This is a genomic window from Burkholderia sp. Nafp2/4-1b, assembly GCF_003635165.1.
Taxonomy (GTDB): domain Bacteria; phylum Pseudomonadota; class Gammaproteobacteria; order Burkholderiales; family Burkholderiaceae; genus Burkholderia.
This window is the reverse complement of sequence record NZ_ML058599.1, coordinates 167578-190037: the sequence shown is the minus strand read 5'-3', so window position 1 is coordinate 190037 and position 22460 is coordinate 167578. Positions and strand designations below refer to the sequence as shown.

23 protein-coding genes are annotated in these 22460 nt (G+C 64.3%); 1 reads left to right on the top strand and 22 read right to left on the bottom strand.

The annotated features are described in order from the left end of the window. Positions 1–29: 29 nt before the first annotated feature. The 22 genes from C7H84_RS36275 to C7H84_RS07290 form a co-directional block, all read right to left on the bottom strand. Entirely contained in the window at positions 30–251 is a 222-nt protein-coding gene (locus C7H84_RS36275) for a hypothetical protein (RefSeq protein ID WP_162999230.1), read from the bottom strand. Positions 252–266: 15 nt separating this feature from the next. Further along, positions 267–1544 (bottom strand): epoxide hydrolase, encoded by a 1278-nt coding sequence (locus C7H84_RS07390; RefSeq protein WP_121858183.1) that lies wholly within the window; start codon positions 1542–1544, stop codon positions 267–269. Positions 1545–1713: 169 nt separating this feature from the next. Continuing rightward, positions 1714–2316 (bottom strand): pyridoxamine 5'-phosphate oxidase family protein, encoded by a 603-nt coding sequence (locus tag C7H84_RS07385; protein WP_121858182.1) that lies wholly within the window; start codon positions 2314–2316, stop codon positions 1714–1716. An 87-nt stretch (positions 2317–2403) separates the two neighbouring features. Further along, positions 2404–2601, bottom strand: a complete 198-nt coding sequence (locus tag C7H84_RS07380) for a hypothetical protein (RefSeq protein WP_121858181.1) — start codon at positions 2599–2601, stop codon at positions 2404–2406. A gap of 10 nt (positions 2602–2611) precedes the next feature. Next, a complete protein-coding gene (locus C7H84_RS07375; RefSeq protein WP_121858180.1) occupies positions 2612–3811 on the bottom strand; it encodes a PLP-dependent aminotransferase family protein in 1200 nt (399 codons plus the stop codon). Positions 3812–4009: 198 nt separating this feature from the next. Then, entirely contained in the window at positions 4010–4198 is a 189-nt protein-coding gene (locus tag C7H84_RS07370; protein ID WP_121858179.1) for a hypothetical protein, read from the bottom strand. A gap of 60 nt (positions 4199–4258) precedes the next feature. After that, entirely contained in the window at positions 4259–5443 is a 1185-nt protein-coding gene (locus C7H84_RS07365; protein ID WP_121858178.1) for a thiolase family protein, read from the bottom strand. Positions 5444–5610: 167 nt separating this feature from the next. Next, on the bottom strand, positions 5611–5796 hold the full coding sequence (locus tag C7H84_RS07360; protein WP_121858177.1) for a rubredoxin: 186 nt from the start codon (positions 5794–5796) through the stop codon (positions 5611–5613). Beyond that, positions 5793–6716, bottom strand: coding sequence for an alpha/beta fold hydrolase (locus C7H84_RS07355; RefSeq protein ID WP_121858176.1), 924 nt, complete (start codon positions 6714–6716; stop codon positions 5793–5795). The genes C7H84_RS07360 and C7H84_RS07355 overlap by 4 nt, the downstream gene beginning before the upstream one ends. Next, a complete protein-coding gene (locus tag C7H84_RS07350) occupies positions 6716–7813 on the bottom strand; it encodes a fatty acid desaturase (RefSeq protein ID WP_121858175.1) in 1098 nt (365 codons plus the stop codon). The genes C7H84_RS07355 and C7H84_RS07350 overlap by 1 nt, the downstream gene beginning before the upstream one ends. A gap of 13 nt (positions 7814–7826) precedes the next feature. Then, a complete protein-coding gene (locus tag C7H84_RS07345; protein ID WP_121858174.1) occupies positions 7827–8147 on the bottom strand; it encodes an acyl carrier protein in 321 nt (106 codons plus the stop codon). Between the two features lie 55 nt (positions 8148–8202). Then, on the bottom strand, positions 8203–9186 hold the full coding sequence (locus tag C7H84_RS07340; protein ID WP_121858173.1) for an acyl-CoA desaturase: 984 nt from the start codon (positions 9184–9186) through the stop codon (positions 8203–8205). A gap of 25 nt (positions 9187–9211) precedes the next feature. After that, complete coding sequence (locus C7H84_RS07335; RefSeq protein WP_240461998.1) at positions 9212–10153, bottom strand: acyl-CoA desaturase; 942 nt, start codon at positions 10151–10153, stop codon at positions 9212–9214. Positions 10154–10231: 78 nt separating this feature from the next. Then, on the bottom strand, positions 10232–12031 hold the full coding sequence (locus tag C7H84_RS07330) for a fatty acyl-AMP ligase (protein WP_240461997.1): 1800 nt from the start codon (positions 12029–12031) through the stop codon (positions 10232–10234). A 79-nt stretch (positions 12032–12110) separates the two neighbouring features. Further along, positions 12111–13541, bottom strand: coding sequence for an MFS transporter (locus tag C7H84_RS07325; RefSeq protein WP_121858171.1), 1431 nt, complete (start codon positions 13539–13541; stop codon positions 12111–12113). Positions 13542–13545: 4 nt separating this feature from the next. Continuing rightward, entirely contained in the window at positions 13546–14433 is an 888-nt protein-coding gene (locus C7H84_RS07320; protein ID WP_121858170.1) for a hypothetical protein, read from the bottom strand. Next, positions 14430–15434 (bottom strand): aromatic ring-hydroxylating dioxygenase subunit alpha, encoded by a 1005-nt coding sequence (locus tag C7H84_RS07315; RefSeq protein WP_121858169.1) that lies wholly within the window; start codon positions 15432–15434, stop codon positions 14430–14432. The genes C7H84_RS07320 and C7H84_RS07315 overlap by 4 nt, the downstream gene beginning before the upstream one ends. 79 nt (positions 15435–15513) lie before the next feature. After that, complete coding sequence (locus C7H84_RS07310; RefSeq protein ID WP_121858168.1) at positions 15514–16596, bottom strand: fatty acid desaturase; 1083 nt, start codon at positions 16594–16596, stop codon at positions 15514–15516. A gap of 108 nt (positions 16597–16704) precedes the next feature. Further along, entirely contained in the window at positions 16705–18099 is a 1395-nt protein-coding gene (locus C7H84_RS07305) for an NAD(P)/FAD-dependent oxidoreductase (RefSeq protein ID WP_121858167.1), read from the bottom strand. 170 nt (positions 18100–18269) lie between these two features. Beyond that, entirely contained in the window at positions 18270–19562 is a 1293-nt protein-coding gene (gene fabF, locus C7H84_RS07300) for a beta-ketoacyl-ACP synthase II (protein WP_121858166.1), read from the bottom strand. Between the two features lie 163 nt (positions 19563–19725). Continuing rightward, positions 19726–20385 carry an acyl-homoserine-lactone synthase gene (locus C7H84_RS07295; RefSeq protein ID WP_121858165.1) on the bottom strand — a complete coding sequence of 220 codons (660 nt, stop codon included), beginning with the start codon at positions 20383–20385 and terminating at the stop codon, positions 19726–19728. A 396-nt stretch (positions 20386–20781) separates the two neighbouring features. Further along, positions 20782–21285, bottom strand: coding sequence for a DUF4902 domain-containing protein (locus C7H84_RS07290; RefSeq protein ID WP_240461996.1), 504 nt, complete (start codon positions 21283–21285; stop codon positions 20782–20784). A 277-nt stretch (positions 21286–21562) separates the two neighbouring features. On the opposite strand from C7H84_RS07290, the gene C7H84_RS07285 reads away from it, so the two are divergent. Continuing rightward, positions 21563–22306, top strand: coding sequence for a LuxR family transcriptional regulator (locus tag C7H84_RS07285; RefSeq protein ID WP_240461995.1), 744 nt, complete (start codon positions 21563–21565; stop codon positions 22304–22306). The last annotated feature ends 154 nt before the right edge of the window (positions 22307–22460 follow it).

Genomic DNA, 22460 nt, shown 5'->3' with positions numbered 1-22460 from the left:
CGCTAAGGAAGGGATTCCGGTATCGCCGTTCACGTCGGCGGCGCCGGGCTGCGCGCCGCCGCGTGAAACGCGTCACCGGTTTTATAGCCGAACCATCCGGATGCTTTGTATCTCAACGTATCTGTGTTCGAGTCCGACACACGGCGATTCAAAATCGTCCGTGAAACGGCCGGTTCGCGGCTGGTTTGCGGCTGGTTTGCGGCCGGCGCAGGTTCCCGTGCCGTCACCCGCGCCGGTTCGTCAAGCATCATTCGATCCTTTCGGGCTCACACGCGCCGCAGCGGCCGGAACCCCGCACGCACTTCGCGGGCAAACAGTTCCGGCTCCTCCCATGCCGCGAAATGCCCGCCCTTGTCGACTTCGTTGAAGTAGATCAGGTTGTGATAGCTGCGCTCGGCCCAGCTGCGCGGCGCCTGATAGATCTCGCCGGGGAACACCGTGATCGCCGCCGGCAGCGAGATGTCCACCGCGTTGAAGTTGTTCGAGTGGTCCTCCCAGTAGATCTGCGCGGCAGACGTCGCGGTGTCCGTCAGCCAGTACAACGAAATATCGTCGAGGATCTCGTCGCGCGGGATCGAGCGCTCGGGCACGCCGCCGCTGTAGGTCCACTGCGAGATCTTGTCGTACATCCACGCGGCCTGCCCCGACGGCGAATCGGCGAGCGCGTAGCCGACCGTCTGCGGGCGCGTGACCATCATCGCCGAGTATCCGCAGTTGTCGCGATAGAACGTCGCGAGCTTCTCGTACGCGGCCTTCTCCTTCGGCGACAGCGAGGCCGGCGCCGGCGCGTCGGTCTGCAGCAGCGTCGCGATGTCCGGCGGCACCGTCGCCGGCATGTTCACGTGAATCCCGGCCAGGCCCTGCACGCGCTGCATCGCCATCCGGTGCGAGATCACCGACCCGCAGTCACCGCCTTGCGACACGAAGCGCGTATAGCCGAGGCGCGCCATCAGCTCGCCCCACGCGCGCGCGATGTGGTCGGAGCCCCAACCCGTCTTCGTCGGACGGCCCGAGAAGCCGAAACCCGGCAGCGACGGCACGACGACGTGGAACGCATCGTCGGCACTCGCACCGTGCGCGGTCGGGTCGGTCAGCGGGCCGATCGCCTTCAGCAGCTCGAAGACCGAGCCGGGCCAGCCGTGCGTCATGATCATCGGCAGCGCGTTCGCGTGGCGCGAGCGCACGTGGATGAAGTGAATGTCGAGCCCGTCGATTTCGGTGATGAACATCGGGAAACCGTTCAGGCGCGCCTCGCCCTTGCGCCAGTCGTAGTCGGTGCCCCAGTAGCGCAGCAGCGCCTGCATGCGTGCGAGCCGCACGCCCTGCGATTCGTCGGCGACCGTCTCGCGGCCCGGCCAGCGCGTCGCGGCGATGCGGCGGCGCAGATCGGTCAGGGCTTCATCGGGTATGTGGGCGGTAAACGGACGTATGCCGCTGTCGCCGGTAGCCGCGTGCAGCGCGGTGGGCAGCATCGCGGATACCCCGGCAGCCACGGAAGTGGCCAGCAGGTGGCGACGCATCGGGGAAAACGGTGTGGTAGACATCGTTCGGCATCTCCTTTCGTGAAGTGGAAAGTGGACATGCCGCGCGCCGGAGCGCCTTCGCTTTCATCGGGCGCGCGCAGGTCACGCGGTGTCGCCCATTTGAAAGGTCTGATGTATCCCCGATGTGTCTGGTTTGTACGCGTTTGTAGCAGGCGGGCGGACGTCGCCGTCAGGGGGCGATCCAGCGGCCTTCGTAGCCATCGTCGTTCACGTCGAAGATCGCGCGGCGATGGCCGCTGCGGGCAAGTTCGAGCCAATCGATGCGCGTGACTTTTACGTGGAGCAGGCAGAAGTTCTGATAGCCGTCGTCGATGGGCGCTGTGCCCTGGGTTTGACTCGCCGTGACGTGTGCTTCTTCAGGCGACTCGATCGGTGTGCCTGGGCGCAACGGAGCGCGATACAGCAACAGCGTATGCGGGCGGCTCGATTGCCAGATCGCCCGACGTTGCGCTTCGTCGTCGCAAATCGACGCAACGCCTTCCGCGCGAATCTGCACGAGCGAATCGAGATCGTTCGCGACGATTGCGATGCGCGGATCGCGGCGCAGCTCCGCCACCTTCTCCGAACGTGCATCGGTATGGAACGACAGCAGGCTATCGGCGCGGCTTACCTGGCGCAACACGATCGTGCGCACCTTCGGCGCGCCGTCGAGCCCGAGCGTCGCGGCCTGCAGCATCGTGAACGGCGAGCGCTGCGTGCCGACACCGGATTCGAGGCAGGACCACAGACGGTCGTAGGTTTGCGTGAGCGATTCGGCGTTGATTCCGGACATGATGGCGCGGCCAGCCTGCGTGATTCGATTGCGCCAGCTTACCCGTTTCGGCGACGGATTTTCGTTGCGCACCCGCCGCCGCGCGGTTCAGTTGTAGCCGAGGACGACCGATGCGGCGTCGGTCGCCTCAGTCGCGTCGGTCGATTCGGCACCGAAACGGCCGAGCACGTCGGCGACATATTGCGGCCCGGCGCCGATCTGCGACGACTTGTGCTCGACGGGACGGATGTCGGCCATGCCCGGCGCTTCATCCATCCATGCGGTGTTGTCGATGACGATGTTCATGTGTGTCTCCTCACGCGGCCAGCGCCGCACCATACGCGCGCACGAGGCGCGCGACGCCTTCCCGGATCGCGTCGACGTCGGGCGCGGCGAACGACAGGCGCAGCGATGCGGCGTCGACGTTGTCCGCGAAGAATGCCTTGCCCGGTACGAACACGACCTTGTTTGCGATCGCCTGTTGCAGCAGCACGTCCGACGATACCGCGCCGATGCGCGCCCACACGAACATCCCGCCTTCAGGGCGATGGAACGCGATCGCATCGCCGAAGCCGTCGCGCAGTGCGTCGCACATCGCGTCGCATTTGCGCTGGTAGGCCGCCGTGATGCGCGGCAGGTGGCGCTCGAGTGCACCGTCGGCGAGGTATTCGGCGGCGGTGGCTTGCGTCCACGGCGTGCTGCACAGGTCGACCGTCTGTTTCGCGATCACGCAGCGGCGTGCGATTTCGGCCGGCGCGATCGTCCAGCCCACCCGCAGCCCCGGCGCGACGATTTTCGACAGGCTCGCGAAGTGCACGATCCAGTCGCGTGCGCCTTCGACTTCGCTCGCGAGCGCGAGCATCGACGGCACCGGTTCGCCCGCGAAACGCAGGTCGCCGTAGGGGTCGTCCTCGACGATCAGGAAACGGTATTGCACCGCGAGACGCAGCAGCTTCAGCCGGCGTTCGCGCGTGAGCGTCGCGCCGGTCGGGTTCGCGAAGGTCGGCACCGTATAGAGCAGCTTCGGCTGCACGATCGTGCCGGACGCGAGTTGCGATGCGAGGCGATCGACGTCGAGGCCTGCGCCGTCGACGGGAATCGTCACGATCCGCGCCTGCTGCAGACGCATGGCCGACAGCGTCGCTGGATACGCCGGTTGTTCGGTCAGCACGACGTCGCCTGGCGCGACCATCACGCGCAGCAGCAGGTCGAGGCCCTGTTGCGAGCCGGTCGTGACGAGTAGTTCAGCCGGCGTGCACGTCACGCTACGGCGCGCCATCAGTGCGATCAGCTGCTGCTTCAGTTCGGCGAGGCCGTCGGTCGGGCCGTATTGCAGGCAGCGCACCGGCTGCGCGTATGCGCGTTCGGCGGCCGTGTTCAGGCCGTCGACGTCGAACAGGTCGCTGGCCGGATAGCCGCCGGCGAAGGAAATCATCCCCGGTTCGGAGAGGTATTTGAACAGCTCGCGGATCGGCGAACCGGCGGGATTCTGGAATGAGGGCGTGAACGCGTACATGTCGTCGTGAGCTGGATGGCGCAGGCGGCCGGGATGGCCGACAGGTGCCGCCCGCCAAGGCGCTTCTGGCGCCAAGGGCGGGAATTCGAGCCACGATTGTCGATAGTCATTAACGCCGCCGCAAACGATATCTATGCACTAGGTCTTGCGGTTTGGTCATCAATTGGTGCGCGACGAGCGCCCGGAATAAATAGCGAGCTATTCATTCGGAGGCGATATTCCCTTCCGGACATAGCAGGCAATCGCCTCCAGTATGCCGAGATCGAGATCCTGCACGCGGTCGGCCCCGAAATGGGACAACCACCTGCGCGCAAGCTCGGCCTGCGTGGTCGTATGCCGGGTCGCGGCAAGCGCACTCAGGTCTTCCAGTGCTGAACGCTGGTCCATGTCTTCTCCGTGGTTGCTGATGACGCGAAGTTGTCGTCCATTGTCGGGACCGAGATGCCGTTAGACGGCTTCCAGCGCGAGGGCGATGCCCTGCCCACCGCCGATGCACAAAGTCACCATGCCGCGCTTGATGCCGTCACGGCGCATCGAATGCGCGAGACGGGTCGTCAAAACAGCACCGGTCGCGCCTATCGCGTGACCGTGCGCGATCGCTCCGCCGTCGACATTGACCAACTCTTCAGCTATGCCGAGTTCTCGAAGGACCGCGATCGGCACGGCGGCAAAGGCCTCGTTGATCTCGAAACGCTCCACGTCCTTCACCGACCAGCCGGCACGGGCGAGCGCCATCCTTACCGCCGGCACGGGCCCGAGCCCGAACATGCCCGGCTCAACCGCCCCCACGCCGCAGGAAACAAGCGTGGCGATCGGCTCGATGCCACGCGTCTCGGCATATCGCCGCTCCGCCACGATCATCGCCGCCGCACCGCTGTTCAATCCGGGTGCATTGCCCGCGGTGATGGTGCCGTCGGATCGAAACGCGGGCTTCAATTTGGCAAGCGACTCGAGCGTCGTATCCGGACGCGGCTGCTCGTCGCGCTCGAATCTGACGGCCTGTTTCCGCCCCTCGATTTCGACCGCGACCAGCTCGGCGTCGAACGCGCCCCGTGCTTGTGCGTCCGCGAAGCGCCTTTGCGACCGTTCCGCCCAGCGGTCCTGCTGCTCGCGCGTTATTCCCATCGTTGAAACGAGATCTTCCGTGTGCCATCCGGAATGCCGGTTGGAGAACGCGTCGACGAGACCATCCCCAAGCATGCTGTCGACGATCTCGGCATTCCCCATCCGATGGCCCCATCGGCCGCTTTCCAGCAGATACGGGGCGCGGTCCATGCTCTCCATTCCGCCCGCCACCGCAACCTCACCGAACCCGAGCCAGATTTCCTGGGCCGCGTTCACGATGGCCTGAGCACCGGAGCCGCACACGCGATTCACGGTAAACGCCGGCACGGTCACGGGAATACCTCCCGCGACGGCTGCCTGACGCGCGGGATTCATCTTGTTTCCAGCCTGCACGACGTTGCCCATCACGACCGACGCCAGCTCGGCCGGATCGACCTTGCTGCGATGTACCGCTTCGCGCACCGCGACTGCACCCAGCGCCGTCGCCGCAACGTCCTTCAACGTGCCGCCAAACGCACCAATAGGGGTCCTTACGGGACTGCAGATCACTACTTGTCGAGCAACCATTTCAACACTCCATTCAAGGCCCGGTGCTTGCGGCGCGGATGCCGCCGCAACGTCACGAGCCGCTTGCGGGAAGAGGATCCTGCTTCGCATGCGACGCACGCTCGCAAAATCCTCTCTTATGCTTGCGGACGCAAGGATGGGGGGACGACGCGCGCCCCTCCATCGCGTCAGATCGAGACCATTTCGAAATCCTCCTTGCCGACGCCGCACTCCGGACACTTCCATTTGGGCGGAATGTCTTCCCAGCGCGTGCCCGGTGCAATGCCTTCTTCCGGCGCACCCTGTTGTTCCGAGTAAATCCAGCCGCACACCAGACACATCAATGTGCGCATCTCCACCGCTGTCGTGCTCATCTCGCCAACTCTCCAAAATTCGACGTCTGTCGCGTCACGAATTCGCGCACCTGCTCGCGTACCCTCGCATCCGACAGGATTCTCCCGTGGCCCGTGCCCGGCGCCGGCCACAGTGTCGCCTCCTGCAGGCCGGCCACGACGCGCTGCGCCTCGCAGTACGGCACCACCGCATCAGCCGGGTCGTGCACGACCAGTACCGGGACGTCGAGCGATGCGCCGCGCGCGAGAATGTCCCAGTGGCTGACCGGCACACCGTTGCGTAGCCGCAGCTCCGCATAGATGCGCTCGACCACCGGGCGCGGGAATGCCATGTCGCGGCTGGCCCAGCGCTCCAGCACCTCGGTCAACCCGCTCGTCGGGGCGATCAGCACGATGCAGCGCAACGATGCGCGGCGCGAGCGCTCCGCCAGCGCCGAGACTGCCGCGATCGAGCCGAGCGAATGCGCAATCACCACTTGCGCACCTTCGATCGCGTCCAGCACGGCGCCCGTCGCGCGGGTGAACTGGGTCATCGTCGTATGCTTGCCCGGTGAACGGCCGTGCGCCGGCGCGTCGAATGCCGCCACCGAGAAGCCCAGCGTCTGCATCGGCTTCACGAAGCCCAGCATGCTGCTGCTGTCGGTGCCCCAACCGTGCACGAGCAGCACCCGCGACGCGCCGCCCTCCCAGCAATAGGCCCGGTCGATGTCCGGATTGCCGTCGATGAACGCCTCCTTCGCACCAAGCGGCACCCGATCGCTGACAGGCAGCCCATAGCCGCGCGTGAAGCCGAACGCGTCGGCCGCCCGCCGCCCCGCCGCGTGCGGCGCGAAGGTATTCAGCACCCGGAACGCGCGGCGGCCGAGCCGAACCCGCAACGATGGCGCCTTCGCCCTGCGCCGCGTGATCGGCGAGACATCGGTATGGTTCGCTGACACCATCACCGCCCCTCCGTCGCCGCACGGGCGCCGACGGGCACGGCCTCCCGCGACAGGGTCCGGTAGTAACCGGACTCGACGTCGTAGAAGTGGCAGTGACGAATCACGTGCCACAGATCGCCGAACGAGAAGTCTTTCTCGCGGATCATTCCCGGAAATGCTTCCTTGAGCGCCGCCTGTGCCTTCGGCAGGTTGTAGAACGGCACGATCGGCGCAACGTGGTGCGCCGTATGCACCGAGATGTTGTGCGTCATGAAGTGTAGCCACTTCGGATACCGGTAGTCGGTCGTCACCAGCAGACGGCTGGCGTTCGGCGTCCAGTGCTGCGACGGCAGGAACGGGATCTCGTCCGACGTGTGGTGCATCAGCGTCGTGGCGCTGAACCACGCATGAATCATGAGCCACGGAACGACGAAGTACAGGAACAGGCCCGTGATGCCGGTGAAATAGATCAACGCCGGGAAATAGAGCGCGGACACGAACAGCACGAAGGCGATCGAGCGTTTCACGTCGCGCCGCATCTCGCGCTTCGGATAGAAACCCGGACGGAAGCCCGACTCCTTCCAGTAGCTCACCGTACCTGCCCAGAACAGCCACTTTCGGGTGCCGGCGTACTCGAGGCGCTTGAGAAGCGGCATGCGATCGTAAAGCGGCGCCGGAATCGGCCGCCAGTCGGTGTCGAGCTCAAGGTTGTTGGTATTCGCGTGGTGCAGGTTGTGCGTGTGGCGCCAAGCGTGAAACGGATACAGCAGCGGCAGAAGCGACAAGTGCCCGATTGTCAGGTTGAACCATCGAGAGCGGGAAAACGAGTTATGCCCGCAATCGTGCGCGATGCAATGCAGCCCCCAGCCGCCCATACCTGCAAGCAGCCACAGCGGAATGTAGAACAGCCAGTGCGGTGCGTACGCGATGCCGACAATCGCGCCGATGTACGCCGCATAGCTCACCACGAAGCCGAGAACGCCGCGCCACGCGCGAGGTTCGTATAGCGATTTCGGAATCGCATCGGTCAGCCGCACGCCCTCGAGCGACTTCGACTTCTGCAGGAATTCGTCGAAACGCGCCGGCGGCGCGCTCGGAACAGTGTAGGTGTTCGCCATGTCGATCTCCCGCTTACGCCGCTTGCAGACCGAGCTCGGTCGACAGGTGGCGCGCCAGGTCGTCGATGCTGTTGTGTTCGAACAGCAACGCCGGGGACAGCCGCTGCTCGACGACCTTTTCCAGATCGCCCGACACCTGCACGGCAACGATCGAATCGAGCCCGTACTCGTCAAAGCGTTTGGCGGGATCGATGGCAGCCCGGTCCACCTTCAGCTGCTTGGCGAGCCGATCGACCAGCCAGTTGCGGATCGAAGCTTCCGTCAGCGGGCCGACATCGGCAGCAACCGCTTTCTTGCGGCCGAACAGGCCGCCCAGGATTCCAGCTTGAGACATGATGAATAACCTTTCCTTACGAGGGAAATGAACGAAACTACGACGGCAACTTGCTTCAATACGGTTGCTTGGCGAGCTTGCGGATCGCCGCCGGGGTCGGCTGGCGCAGATCCCACACGACGCGCAGCTTGCCGAGCGTCCAGAGCACCCACGCGCTGAGATCCGGCTCGTACCACTTCACCGAGTGGCGGTATGACGCGGGGAACGCGTGGTGGTTGTTCTGCAGACCTTCGCCGAACGTGAGCACGGCGACCGTCCAGTTGTTCGCGCTGTTGTCGTCGGTCTTGAACGGCCTTCCGCCGAACATGTGGCAAACGGAACCCACGCACCAGGCGGCCTGATTGGCCAGGAAAATCCGCGCGAATCCGCCGAACAGCAGGCCGTTCCACGCGCCCTGCCAGGAGCCGGCAATGGCGCCGCCGATCACGGCGGGCAGCACGAGGCCGAACACGACCCACCACGCGTAGGTACGGTGATAGAAAAACAGGCGGCGGTCGCGCAACACATCGGGGGCGAAGAACGTCCAGCCCGATACGTCCGGGGCCAGCATCCACGGCATATGCGCATACCAGAGGCCGCGCAGTTTCGCGAACAGGCCCTTGCCGACCAGGTTCGGCGAATGCGGATCGCCTTGCTGGTCGCTGTACAGGTGATGACGGCGGTGCGTCGTCACCCAGAACATGATCGGTCCTTGCGCAGCCATCGACCCGCAGATCAGCAGCAGTCCTTCGAACCACTTCGAGGTCCGGAACGTCTTGTGCGCAAGGTACCGATGGAAGCCCATCGTGATTCCGCCCATGTGCAGAAAATAGAACACCGCGAACAGCACCAGATCAGTGACGGCGAAGTCACCCAGCACGAGCTGGCGTACCGCCAGCGCGAAGCCGGCAAGCGGCACCAGCATCACGGCCAGGGCGGTATAGCGTTTGACGCGCGCCCCACTGCCCTTTAGCGGCGAAACACCGGGGATCTGCCCGTCGGCGGCCGACAGCCCGCCGGCGGCAGTCACGCCGGGTGCAACCTGAATCGACGAATTCATAAGATTCTCCAAACGCTAATTAGGATTACGGCGAAGTTGACGGAGCCGCCGCGCCGCGCTTCGGGGCATAGCGCACCTCCGTGACGAGACCCAGCGCGTCGAGCAAGCGGATCAGCCAGGCGGACGGATCGAGTTGCCAGAACGCGTGATCGTTGTTGGCGAAGGCTGGCTGCGCGTGATGGTTGTTGTGCCACGCGCCGCCCACCGAAACGATCGCCAGCAGACCCAGATTGCGACTGTGGTCGCGCGTCGCGTGCGGACGGGTGCCGATGGTGTGGCACAGCGAATTGACGGCCCAGGTCGACTGATCGAGCAGGAAGATTCGTGCGAGCCCGCCCCACAGGAAACCGCCGACGGCCCCGAGCAACGCCTGTCCGACGGGCGCGAGCAACGCGCCCGCCAGCGCGGGAATCGCGAGGCCGAGCAGCACCCACCACCCGTAACGCAGATTGAGATTGACGACCAGGCGGTCGCGCAGCAGATCCGCGGCATACGCGCTCCAGTTCTCGCGGCGCACGGTGAACAGCCAGCCCACGTGGCCGTGCCAGAGGCCCGCGAGCCGGCTCGGCTTGCCGTGCCGGTTCGCGCGCGGGCGCGGCGAATGAGGATCGCCGTCCTGATCGGTGAACGCGTGATGCATCCGATGCGTGGCGGCCCAGAACAGGATCGGCCCCTGGGCGGCCATGCTGCCGAGCACGCCGAGCATCACGGTGACGATCGGCCGTCCCTTGAACGAGCGGTGCGAGAAATATCGGTGCATGCCGGTTTCGACGCCGATCGCGGTCGAGAAATACATCACCGCCAGCAGCACGAAGTCGGTGGTGCGCACCCCGTACATCGACGTGTATGCAATCGCAAGCGCGAATCCGAGCGCGGGGATGCCCACGGTCAGATAAGCGAGCCGGCGTGCGCGCAAGTCGGTGTCGGCTTCAGCCGCACGGGCGGCCGCGGGTGTTCGCGAAGACAAGGAATCTGCTTCAGCCATGACTGGCTCCGAGGAAAGACAGCGACAATGGAAATCGAAAACGAAGCGTGTGCGAACGACTTACGCGCGGGCTTCGAGCGTGCTCAAGCTGCCTTGCTGGAACGCCTGCTTGCACGCTTGCCGGCGCACCTTGCCGCTAGTCGTCAGCGGAATCGCACCCGTCGGCCCAAGGTGCACCACCGCCGGCGCAACCCCGTGATCGCGCGTGACCGCCAACGTGATCGCCGCTCGCACCTCGCGCATTTGCTCCGGACTCAGACGGCGCGAGCGCTTGAGTTCCGCAACGATGACGAGCGACTCCCCGGGACCGCCGTCGATCGAAAACGCCGCCACGCCGTTCGTTCGAATCGCGTCGTGCGCAGACTGCACCGATCCCTCGATGTCGGTCGGATAGAGGTTGCGACCGGCGACAATCACCACATCCTTGATCCGGCCCGTCACGAACAGCTCGCCGTGGTTCAGAAAGCCGAGGTCGCCCGTGCGGAGGTAACGAATCGAATCGTCCTCACCGTCTGCGTCGCTGATCTCCGCCGCGAAGACATCGTCGCTGTCCGCACGGCCGAGATAGCCTGCTGCGACGTTCGGACCACTGAACCAGATTTCTCCGATGGTCCCTTCCGGCAGCACGCGCTTCGTCGCAGGATCGACGATCAGCAGCCGATGGCCGACTGCCACCGGCCCGCAGCCGACCAGCGTGGTGCGCCCGCGCACATCGGATGCCGGGTCGTGCGGCTCGCACACGCCCCGAGCGAGCGCTTCCTTGTCGACGTCGATCAGCGTGATCGGCGAACGGCCCACCTTGCCGGATACATAGAGCGTCGCCTCGGCCATTCCGTAGCAGGGCACTACGGCGCGGCGCTCGAAGCCATGCCGGCCGAAGCGCGCGAAGAAACGTTCGAGCGTCGCATGGCTCACCGGCTCCGCGCCGCAGAATACGTGCTGCAGCGAGCCGAGATCGAGCGTGGCGGCTTCTTCGTCGTTGATGTGGTCGACGCACAGGTCGAACGCGAAATTCGGTGCGACGCTCGTGGTCACGCGGTAGTCAGTGATCGCCTTGAGCCAGCGATACGGACGCTGAACGAAATGCTGCGGCGACAGGATCACGAGCGGAAAGCCGCTGAACACGGCGAGCAGCAGTGCGCCCATCAGGCCCATGTCGTGATACGGCGGCAGCCACGTGCAGCCGACACGGTCCGGATCGGCGCCGAGCCGTTCGGCGATCACAGCGCAGTTGCTGACGAGATTCTCGTGCGTGACGACCACGCCCTTGGGGTCGCCCGTCGATCCCGACGTGTACTGGAGCAGCGCCGGCCGATCCAGATCGACACGCTGCGCCAGCACGCTGCGGACGTCATACGCCGATGCGTCGATATCGTCGAACGCATGTTCGTCGAACGTCAGCAACGCAGGCGCGGCGCGCCGGCCGTCGTGGAGCCCGTCGAGTTCCTGTTGCAGCGATCGGTGATGCTTGCCGGCGATGACCACATCAGGATGAGCGTCGCGGCAAATCGATGCGAAGCGTGCCACTGCGCGAGAGCCGGCCGGCGGAAACGAAGGCACCGCGGTGGCACCCGCCAGCAGGATGCCGAACAGCGCTGCAACGTAACCCAGGCCGGGTTCCAGCAGCAGCAATACGCGCCGTTCGTGCAACGCGTGCTGCAGCACCCTGTCGCGTACATGGACCGCAGCCGCGGCGAACTGGCCGTATGACCAGCTCACGACGTCGTCCTCGCCGTCGCGAAGAAAATGGAAGGCGATTCGCTCGGGTGTGTGCTCGGCACGCTCTCGAAGGATATCGAGCAGAGACGAGATCGTGCGCTCCGCCAGCAGAGCGGAGGGGGGAATACTACCGGCCATCATGAGACCCTCGGATTATCGGTTTTGTTTTGTTTTTGTTGAAAACGTCATGCCTGACTCCGTGTCGAACGACACGTGGCCATCAATGTGCCGCCGCGGACGCAAGTGCTCGAGGTCGCGTATCCACCGGTGCGCACAGGATCGCGGTGGCCAGGCCGAGCGCAATCTGCAGGTAACAGAGCGTGCGGAATTCGGCGAGGCGCACGATCGCATTGCCGGTGATGGCGACCGTCAGCGCCACGCCGAGCACCGATCCCATCTGGCGTATCGCCTGGTTCACGGCCGAGCCCACGCCGAACCTCGCCGGCGGCAGATGCGCAACGGCGGCAGCCGACAATGAAGGCATGACCATGCCCACCCCCAGTCCGGTCAGCAGCGCCCCCGGCAGCCATGCATGCAGATAGTCGGGCGTGACGCCGGGCACCAGCGCGAACCATATGCTTGCCGCCGTGGATACCAGGCTCCCGGTCACCAGCAGACGCCGGTGCCCCGCGCGCGCCGCGAACCGGCCGCACACGATCGCCGTCGGAACGACGAGCAGCGGCCCCGGGCTGCCGGCCAGTCCCGCACGCGTCAGCGAATACGACCAGACTCCGGTGGTGAACAGGAACGTCTGGAAAAACATCATCGCGAAGCCGATCGCAAAGCACAGCGAAGCCAGATTGATGTAGCGGTAGGTCCGATCCTGGAACAGCGAGAGATCGATCGCCGGCGCACGTGCCGTGCGCGCCCATGCAACGAACGCTGCCAGCATCGCCAGCCCGCCCGCGATCGCCAGCGTTACCTTCGGCGAAGTCCAGCCAACCGCCTCTGACTGCACCAGTCCGAACGCGATCGAGCCGACGCCGAGAATCAGCAGGACGACGCCCATCAGATCGAGCGGCGCGCCGCGCTCGGGATCACGCGACTCGTCGAGCAGGCGCCACCCTTGCCATAGCGCGATCGCACCGAGCGGCAGATTGAGAAAGAAGGCCCACGGCCAGCCGAAGCGATCGACCAGGAACGAGCCGAGGCTCGGCCCCAATGCACCTGCCACCCCGCTGACCGCGCCCCACAAGCTCACGACGATCGCCCGTTTGCTGACGGGGAACGCCGCCAGCAGAATCGACAGCGATGCCGGCAGCAACAGTGCCGCGCCCGCCCCCTGCACGGCGCGCATCGCCCAGAGCATCTCGACTCGCGCGGCGATCCCGCAGCCGAACGATCCGCCCAGGAACATTGCGAGTCCGAGCAGGAACGTACGCCTGCGCCCCCACAGGTCGGCCAGGCGGCCGGCCGGCACGAGCAACGCGGCGAAGACCAGCGTGTACGCGTTCAGCACCCACGACAGGCTGCCCGAATCCGCATCAGGAAACGCCCGTCGCAACGCGGGAAATGCCGCGTAGAGCACGGTGACGTCGATCGAAACGAGGAACACCGCCACGCTTGCGATACAGAAAATCGGCCACGGCGAAATCGAGTTCGAATTCGAGTTCGACTGCGCCTGCGAAGCGGGCACGCTGGGTCCGTTCATGGACTTATACCTCGCGAAACTGGGGCGGCGTCACGCCGTCGCGCGATTCGGATTCGGCGTCCGATTCGAAATAAGACGGGTCGAGAAACGACAGTGTCCGCGCCTGCATCCGCGCTTGAAACAGCGCAACGACCGGCCAGGGGCGCATCGCCATTGCCATGCCCTTGGCATTCCGGGCGTCTTCCCAGCAGATGACATTGGCCACTTCCAGCGGCAGCCCGCCGACCTCGCCTGTCCACAGGCTCAGTGTCGTGGCGCCTGCCGACAGACGCGGCCCGCTCGCGCGCCCGCCGTAGACCGCGATCGAATGACCGCAAACACGCTCGACATCGGCACGCCCGCGAATCGGCTTACAAGCCACCGGACTGGTCAAAAACATCTCGTCGGTGATGCCGAACGGCAACTTGGCGTCCAGCACTTCGTCGTCGGGTATCGGCGGCAATGCGGTGCTGATCCCCGCGGGCAATACCCACGCATCGGCGTCGACGAGATCCCGGCTCGCGTCATACAGGGCCCGGCGGACCGGCGCCGGAAACGAGCCGAGGAAGATGTCGACCTGGATGCACGTGCCGGACCTGCGCGCCACCGTCACGCCGCGAATCACGCGGTCCTGGAAGCGACCGTGCCATTCACGCCCGCCGATGTCCGCACCGCTCCACGCGTGTTGCGGCTCGATCTCGGCAAACACGCTCTCGGCGGCTGCCGCGAGGCGCTCGACTCGATCGCGACCGACGATTTCTCCAAACATCATGGGATGACGCAAGCTGACCTCGTCCTGCGCCGACATTCCGAGTTCGTGCAGCAACTCGCACACATAGAGCGCGCGTCCTTGCTCATTCATCGTCGTTTGTTCCGCTGCGCGCACCAGGCGCGCCGTCGTCGCGTTCGTCATACGGCCGCTCGAATGGATGCGTTCGCGCCCATTCGGTCCAAGATGCGCCGCGCGGCAAACGCGGGGCGATCGAGCTGGATGTCGATCATCGGCGCGGTGGGGTTCCAGTTCGCCTGCAGGCTCTCCGCGACGTCCTTGTCCTCCATCACGGTGGCGAACACTTCCTTCGCGGTGAACTCGGTAAACCGCGCGTTGTCGACGTCGAAATCGCGGTGCATGCCCACGAACACATGGGTCGTGGTGTCCGTGGCAGGCGTGAAGATCGTCGTCGTATAGACGTGGAACACCTGACCGCTGGCATCGTCGCAGGCATGGGCTCGTGTCTCGACCCGCGTGTTGCCGATGGGCCAGTAAAGCACCTCCTGGAAGCGGTCGATGTAGTCGAGCTTCAGGATATGGGTATAGAGCGGCGGTGTCTTCTCGCGGCGCAGGTAACGGCGCACGCGGACTTCGTCATCGTTGACCACGATTTCGGGCGGCGTCTCGACGATGTCGAGCGAGCCGAGCGTCTTCGCGTGCACGAAGGCCGCGTGCGAAATGTCGAGGATGTTGTCGATACCGAACAGGTAGCTGCAGGCGATCGTGCAATAGCTCATCGTTCCGGCAAGCTCGGGCGCCGAACAGACCCAATGGTTCGGAATCGCCGCCTCGTCGGCCTTGTCGGGCTCCCCGGTCCACAGCCAGATGAAGCCGTATTTCTCGACGGCGGGAAACGTCCGCACGCGCGCCCCCTTCGGAATCGTGTTCTGGCTCGGAATGCTGACGCATGCACCGGAGCAGTCGTACCGGAGGCCGTGGTACCAGCACTGGATTTCGTCGCCGACGATGCGTCCACGCGACAACGGAACCTGCCGGTGCGGGCATCGATCCTCGAGCGCGACGACCTGGTTCGCCGACGTGCGATACATGACGACCTTCTGGTTCAGGATCGTCCGGGCAAAGGGCTCCCGCTGGACTTCCGCGGAAAGTGCTGCTGCATACCACGCATTCTGGATAAACATTGATTCCTCACTTTGCTACATGGGCGGCGTTTCGGCACACCCGACGCGCTCGAGTCGGCGTGCGCCTTCCGGATCGTTTCTACTTGCGCATGACAGCGACCAGCGCGTCGCCGTCCGCAGCGTCCATCGCTGCCGCGTCCCGATCGAGACGCCCGTCGGCCATCCGCTCGAGGAAATCGTCGGTCGCGGACTGCAGGTTGACGCAGGGATACTGGAAACGTCCCGTCGTATAGCGAAGCGCACCAAGGAAGGACGGCTCGACCGGCGCGCCTGCCGCCGCGAGCAGCCCGTGCGACGCCAGGTACGCGTGGAGCGCGGGCAACCGGTAACACGGGACAGCCGGATACTGATGGTGTTCGAGATGGAAATTGCTGCCGAAGAACAGCGCGGTGTAGATCGGCGACGTATAGCTGCGGCTATCGCGATAACGCCCCGGCACGGTATCCGTGTGCTCGATGTACGCGCGGATGGTGCTGAACACGTATACGCCGATATATGGAATCAGCATGACCGTGAAACCGAGCCACAACGAGCGATGCCAGATGAACCCGTAAGCCGTCACCGCGCACAGGTTCAGTGCGATGTTGATCCGGGCGATCCAGCGCATTTCGCGCTGGCTGAACGGCAGCCGCGTGTTTTCCGGCCAGGGAAGACCGGCCGCCATGCGCACGGCGTTCTTCGTGTAGATCCGCACGCCCTTGGAGCGCGCGAGAAAGAAGCGCGACCAGAAGGTGCGGTACTGCGAATAGATCTGCACATCCGGGTCGATGTCCTGACCGGTGAAGCGATGGTGCTTCCAGTGGGTCATGCTGAAGCCCACGATCAGGAAGCCCGGCACCAGCGACGAGCAGATGAGCGCCAGCGCGGCGCTCACGTACTTGTTGCGATGCAGGTTCGTGTGCATCCCCTCATGCCCGACGAAGGTCAGCAGGTGCATGCCGTGCCCGGCGATCACGCCGAGGACGATCGCCATCGCAATGCGGGCCGGTGTCGACGCAGGGATATCGACGACGGCGAACGCCACTGCGGCCGGAATCAGGAAGAATGCGAGCGCGTGCGCCACATAGAGGATCGTCGCGACGGAACTGATCCGGTGGAAGTGTCGTGGCAGCTTGAGCCGCGAAAATGCGGCATTGCCGTCCAACGTTGCTGCGATGGTCATGGGCTTTCTCCTCGGTTTACTCGACGCTGGGCCGGCGACAGGCACTGGCGCCCCGCCACGGCGTGCAATCGCGTGATCGCAACGACCACGCGCCGGTGTTCCGCGCGCTCATAGCGGCGCCCTGACGCGAACGTCGCGAACGTCTCGATCACCGCCCGCGGTCACCGGCTGGATATCGTCCAGCTCGCACACCTGCGCCCGCCTGACATGCGCGTCCTCTGCCAGACGCTGGCGCAACGCCATCTCGGCGCGGATCGCCTCGCCTCGCCGGGACATGTCGAGCAGCGGCTGGATGACGTCCGTTTCGCCGCGAGCAACGGCCTCGTCTGCCCATTTCTTGATATCGCTGGGATCGAACACCGCAAACGGCGAACAACGGCGATTCTGCGAAGCGAGCAAGCGTGCCTGCAGCACCGGGTCGGCCGTCAGCTTGGCGTACAGGATCCGGCTGAGCGGATTGTTGTGGCCGAGCGCGCCGCGGCCGCGCGAGTATTCGAACAGGTCGATCGAGGTCGCGTCGCGCTGGCGCCAGTAGCACTCCAGCGCATGGTCGTCGTCCTCGACGATTGCCTGGCCGAGCGCGCGCGCATCGCGCAGTGCGTCGGTAATTCCGAATCCGGGGGAGGGGTCCATGAAGAGGCCCGCGTCGCCGACCAGGGCCCAGCCGCGCCCTGCCGCCTGACGGAAGAAAAAGTGCAGCTTCAATGCGCCGAGCACCTTGCTCGCGGGCTCACCGGTAATCAGCGGGGCCGTGTGAGGGTTGGCCTTCAGCGTTTCCGTGAGCTTCTCGAGCGGGCGGCCTTTCCACTCCGGCAACTGCGTTTTCGGGAATGCCACCCCGATCAGCAGCAGGTCTCGGTTGGTTGGAAAGACGAAGACGATGTCGTCGTCGAAGGTGCAGTTCATCGCCCCGCCTTGATAGCGCGGATCCGTGTCGTACCAGTCCGGACGCGGCCAGTACGCCCAGTACATCGCGCGGGGGCTGTCGTAGCCGTGGTACTCCTCGGCATCGACGAGCGCTGCCATCGTCGAGTGCGCACCGTCCGCTCCCACCACGACCCGCGCCCGGATCTCCTCGCGCGCGCCGTCATGTTCCACCACGGCGCCCGTCACCCGCTCGCCGTCACGCAACAGGCCGACCAATCTGGTCCGTGTCCGGACTTCAGCCCCCGACGCGCGTGCCTCCTCCAGCAACAGTGCATCGAGATCCATGCGACGCGGGCACGAGCAGCGTGCGCCGACGGGAAACTCGATGCGGCCCGTCACGTCGTCGTTGCCATACATCATGCTTGGCACCGGTGGCGCGAAACGGCGTACCTTGTCGCCAAGCTCGAGCTCGTCCAGCAACGCCATCCCGTAGGGCGAAATCCAGTGCGTGGACAACGGTTGATCGCTCGGCAGATTGTTTGCATCGATCGCCAGAACGCGCTTGCCGGCGCGCGCCAGATGAATCGCGAGCGTGGCGCCCGCACAGCGGGCACCGATGATGAGGGTGTCTAACACGGAAAATTCCCTTGGATAACGACCGGAATCCGGATTGCACGAGACGTGACCCGCCATCACCGGCACCATCGACTGGATGGCGAACCGGCGAACCGCGGTGCAGCGTCAAATACAAACGCTTTGATGTACTGATGGAATCAGGAATCGTGCACGAACGACGTGAGCGTCACTCAATGCGCCGCTGCGGCCCGATCCGGCGGATATCGCTTGAACAGTACCGACGCATTCACCCCGCCAAATCCGAACCCGTTGGACAGTGCGATCTCGACCGGCACGTGCCGTGCGGCAGGCCCGATCAGATCCAGTCCGTCGGCGGCCGCGTCAGGGTGCTCGAGATTCAGCGTTCCGGGCAGCACACCATCGCGGAGGGCAAGAATGGAGAACGCCGCTTCGATGGCGCCTGCCGCCCCGAGCAGATGCCCGGTGGCCGACTTGGTCGACGAAATCGCCGGGCCGGCACCCACGCCGAAGACAGTCTTCAGCGCCTCGATTTCTCCGGAGTCGCCGACGGGCGTCGATGTCGCGTGTGCGTTGACGTAGTCCACCTGCTCCGGGGCGATGTCGCCCATCGCGAGGGCCAGCTTCATCGCCCGCATCGCGCCCGATCCGTCGTCGGGTCCGGCGGTCATGTGATAGGCGTCCGCCGTGGTGCCGTACCCGATGACTTCCGCGATCGGCCGCGCGCCACGCGCAAGGGCATGGTCCAGCGACTCGACCACCAGCATTGCGGCCCCCTCGCCCATGACGAATCCGTCACGATCGCGATCGAACGGACGCGACGCGCGAACCGGCTGATCGCTAAAGCCGGTCGACAACGCTCGAGCCGCCGCGAAGCCGCCCAGGCTGACCTTGTCGAATGCCGCTTCGGCGCCGCCTGCCAGGACGACGTCGGCCTCGCCGGCCCTGATCATGCGCATCGCATCGCCGATTGCCTGCACGCTGGCCGCACAGGCCGTGACGGGGCAGCCGAGCGGCCCGCGAAACTGGTGCTTGATCGAAATCTGGCCGGCTGCCAGATTCGACAGAAAGAACGGAATGGTGAACGGCGACAACCGCCGCACGCCACGGGTCTCGCCGATCCGCACCGCCTCCGCCAGGCCGGGAAATCCGCCGATGCCGGATGCGACGACGGTAGCGGTCCGTTCGCGCTGACGTTCTGCTTCCGGAGCCCATCCGGCTTCAGCGAGCGCCTCGTCTGCGGCAACCATCGCCATCTGGATGAAGCGGTCCATCTTCCTCAGTTCCTTGTTCGGTACCGAGCGCTCCGGATCGAAACCGCCGTCGGGATCGTCGGCCGTCCCCAGGACGGTCCCGCCGACCTTGGCGGACAGTTCACCGGCAATATCGTCGCCGAGGCGGCGAAGCCCCGAGCATCCGCCGATCAGGCGCTGCCACGCCAATTCCTTGCCACAACCCAGTGGGGACACAATGCCGATACCGGTTACCACCACTCGAACCGTCATTTCACATTCCTCTCGCGGACCAGGACTCGCCGAGCCACATCGTTAAAGCCGTTCATCTTCAGGCACACCTCTTGAAATACCGCATTGCACGCACCGCTTCGGGCCGCGCCGCGGCCGCCCGACGCGCGGCGGAGCGCAAACGTTCACGACGCGCATCGCACACTCATGTCGCTCGCTCGAACGCGTGCGGCGCATCCAGGCTGCGCAACATGTCGAGCGGCACGCCGCCGCTGCATTCCACCCCGTCGAGGTTCAGCGCCGCGCGCGTCTGTTCATCGATCTCGATCCAGAACGGCAAGGTCGGCTTGCCTTCGATCATTTGAGGCGGCGCAGCGCGGTGCACATTGACGCCCATGCGCTTCAGGAGCCGTTCGTTGCCGAGCACGGAGAAAGCAATGAGGCGATTGGCACCATTTGCGTGCGCGACGCGAACGATTTCGGACATCATGGCGCGCGTGTTTTGCCACGACTCTTCAGCAGTCAACGACTCGCCGCGCGGCATGCTCATCGCGAAGCGGGACAGTTCCCAGACATTGCGCGCATGGGGAAGGGAAGCGTCGCCCATCAAATCCGCAAAAACCTCGCCAAGCAGATAAGGCTCGTCGGTCGGCAACAACCGGCCGCAGCCGACGACTTCGCCGTTGCGATCGCAAGCGACAACGTAAAGGGTGTCAGCGTGATCGAAATTGTCGAATTCGATGCCATTGTCGGTAGGCAATGACCATCCAAGTTCCTGTATGAAGACCTTATGCCGAAACTTCGCAAGTCGATACATCGTTTCGCGACTCAAATCAGCGCGCCTGCCGGACAATAGCGTCAGCATCTGAATGCCCTCTCTCTCTTCTCAGAATTGTTAGCGCGATTGAACCCGAAAATGCGAGGACGAAATAGCTGCCCGAATGGGCAGGTTCGGGCGTTGTGGACGCGACTCGTCGCGCCGAATGCGCCGAAGCACTGCGACAGAAAATCGGTTTCAGGATTTAACCGACCATGGCTCGCGAAGCGGTCGCACCGACCGCCCCCGAGCCCGCTGGGTCATCGGCGATTCGACGCAGGCATCTGGAGGTACGTCATCGCGGCATGGATGATTGCAGCCGCGATCGAATCATCGCCATGCCGATCAGGAAAATCGGCGGGAAAGTGCGCGTTGTACGCATGCGCGGCGCAGTCGCGAAAACCACGGCCTTTCGAAGAAATAGTCCTATGCATCGGACATAGATCAGTGATCGGCGACGACAGCCGATTCAAGCTCACGTTGACGCGCTCCCGAGCACAGCCAGTTCTGGATTAACGCTCGGCTGTATCGCGCGCCGTAATCGTCACCGTCCGTATCGAGGAGCATGACATTGCTGCTGACGTCACCTTGCCCCACTTTCACGTCAGACTGGCCCACTGCCACATACCATGCGCAGCCGACGCTCGCGGCCGGCTGCGTGTCGGTGCACACCAGCTCGTAGTAGCCGGCATTGACTGCGCTGATTCCCTCGCCCCACAGATCATGGAGCAGGTCCGGAGCTTGTTGACACATATGCTGACGGAAGCGCAGCGCGTAGAACGCCGGCAAAGTCATTCGTACGTATCCATCGTTCCATCTTTTTGGCATATCCGTTGTCCCGACGTGACACCTGTTAAAATCGCTTCCGAATAGTTCGGCAAGATTCGCGCTGATCGGCCACGCGAGGGCCATTGCAACGCTCGCAGCGCGCGCGTTGTGATTCTTCATAGCCGGCTCGATCGTGCACATGTGATTTACGATTATTACAGATCACCTGAAGAATGCCACCGCGTTATCGGCGTGTACAAAGGGCAAGCCTGCATGAAAAATCCACTACTCGATCTACCCATCGCGGGCGCAGAAAGCCCCGAAATTCGCTCACCAAGAAAAAAATCATCACGCGACACCGTGCCGGTCACTGGATACCGGGAAGTTTTAACCGTCCCCTTGAACGGCTTTTAAAAAGAATCGGTCAACGCATCAACCATACGATATAGCTCCCTTCATGGGTACGATTGACCGCAAAGGTAATGATATGCATGCCTGGAGAGAAAAGTATCTGAACGGATACGCAGCGGCAAAATCCGAGGCCGACGTGTTTCTGGAGTTTTCGGCGGACGTGCGAGCCCTTGGTTTCGAGCACTGTTCGTTCGGTCTGCGCGTGCCGTTGCCGATCAGCAAGCCGCAGTTCATGCTGCAGTCCAACTATCCGCAGACCTGGGTCGAACGCTATGTCAGCCAGAACTATTTCGCCGTGGACCCGACGGTCCGGCATGGGCTCAGTCAGATGGGCCCGTTGATCTGGCGCGCCGATAGCCAGACACAGTGCGTCGAGTTTTGGGAGGAAGCGGACCACCACGGCTTGCGCCACGGCTGGTGCATGCCGTCCGTCAGCCGCACCGGGGCGATCGGACTCGTGACCATGGTCCGCTCAGGCGAGCCGATCGACGAGCGCGAACTCGCGGAAAAGGGATACCAGATGTCATGGCTTGCGAACACAGCCAACTATGCGATGAGCATGCATCTGCTCCCGCGGTTCGTGCCCGAATATACCGTCGAGTTGACTGCCCGCGAGCGCGAGACGCTGCAATGGTCTGCCGCGGGAAAAACCTATGCCGAGATTGGCAAGATCATGAATGTCGACGAACGCACCGTCAAATTTCACCTCGTCAATGCGATGCGCAAGTTGAACGCGACCAACAAGACCGAAGCCGCGGTCAAGGCGACCATGCTCGGGCTTTTATTCTGAGGCGAGTCCGTTCATGGAGCATTGCCGGCTTTTGGCAAACCAGCGTCATGGTCACCAAATCGTGAAACAGTACAGGCAAGGATTCGTAACCCGCCCCCGATTACCTAGGTAATTGACACCTATCGACCTAGGTAATTGTCCTCCCTACCATGGT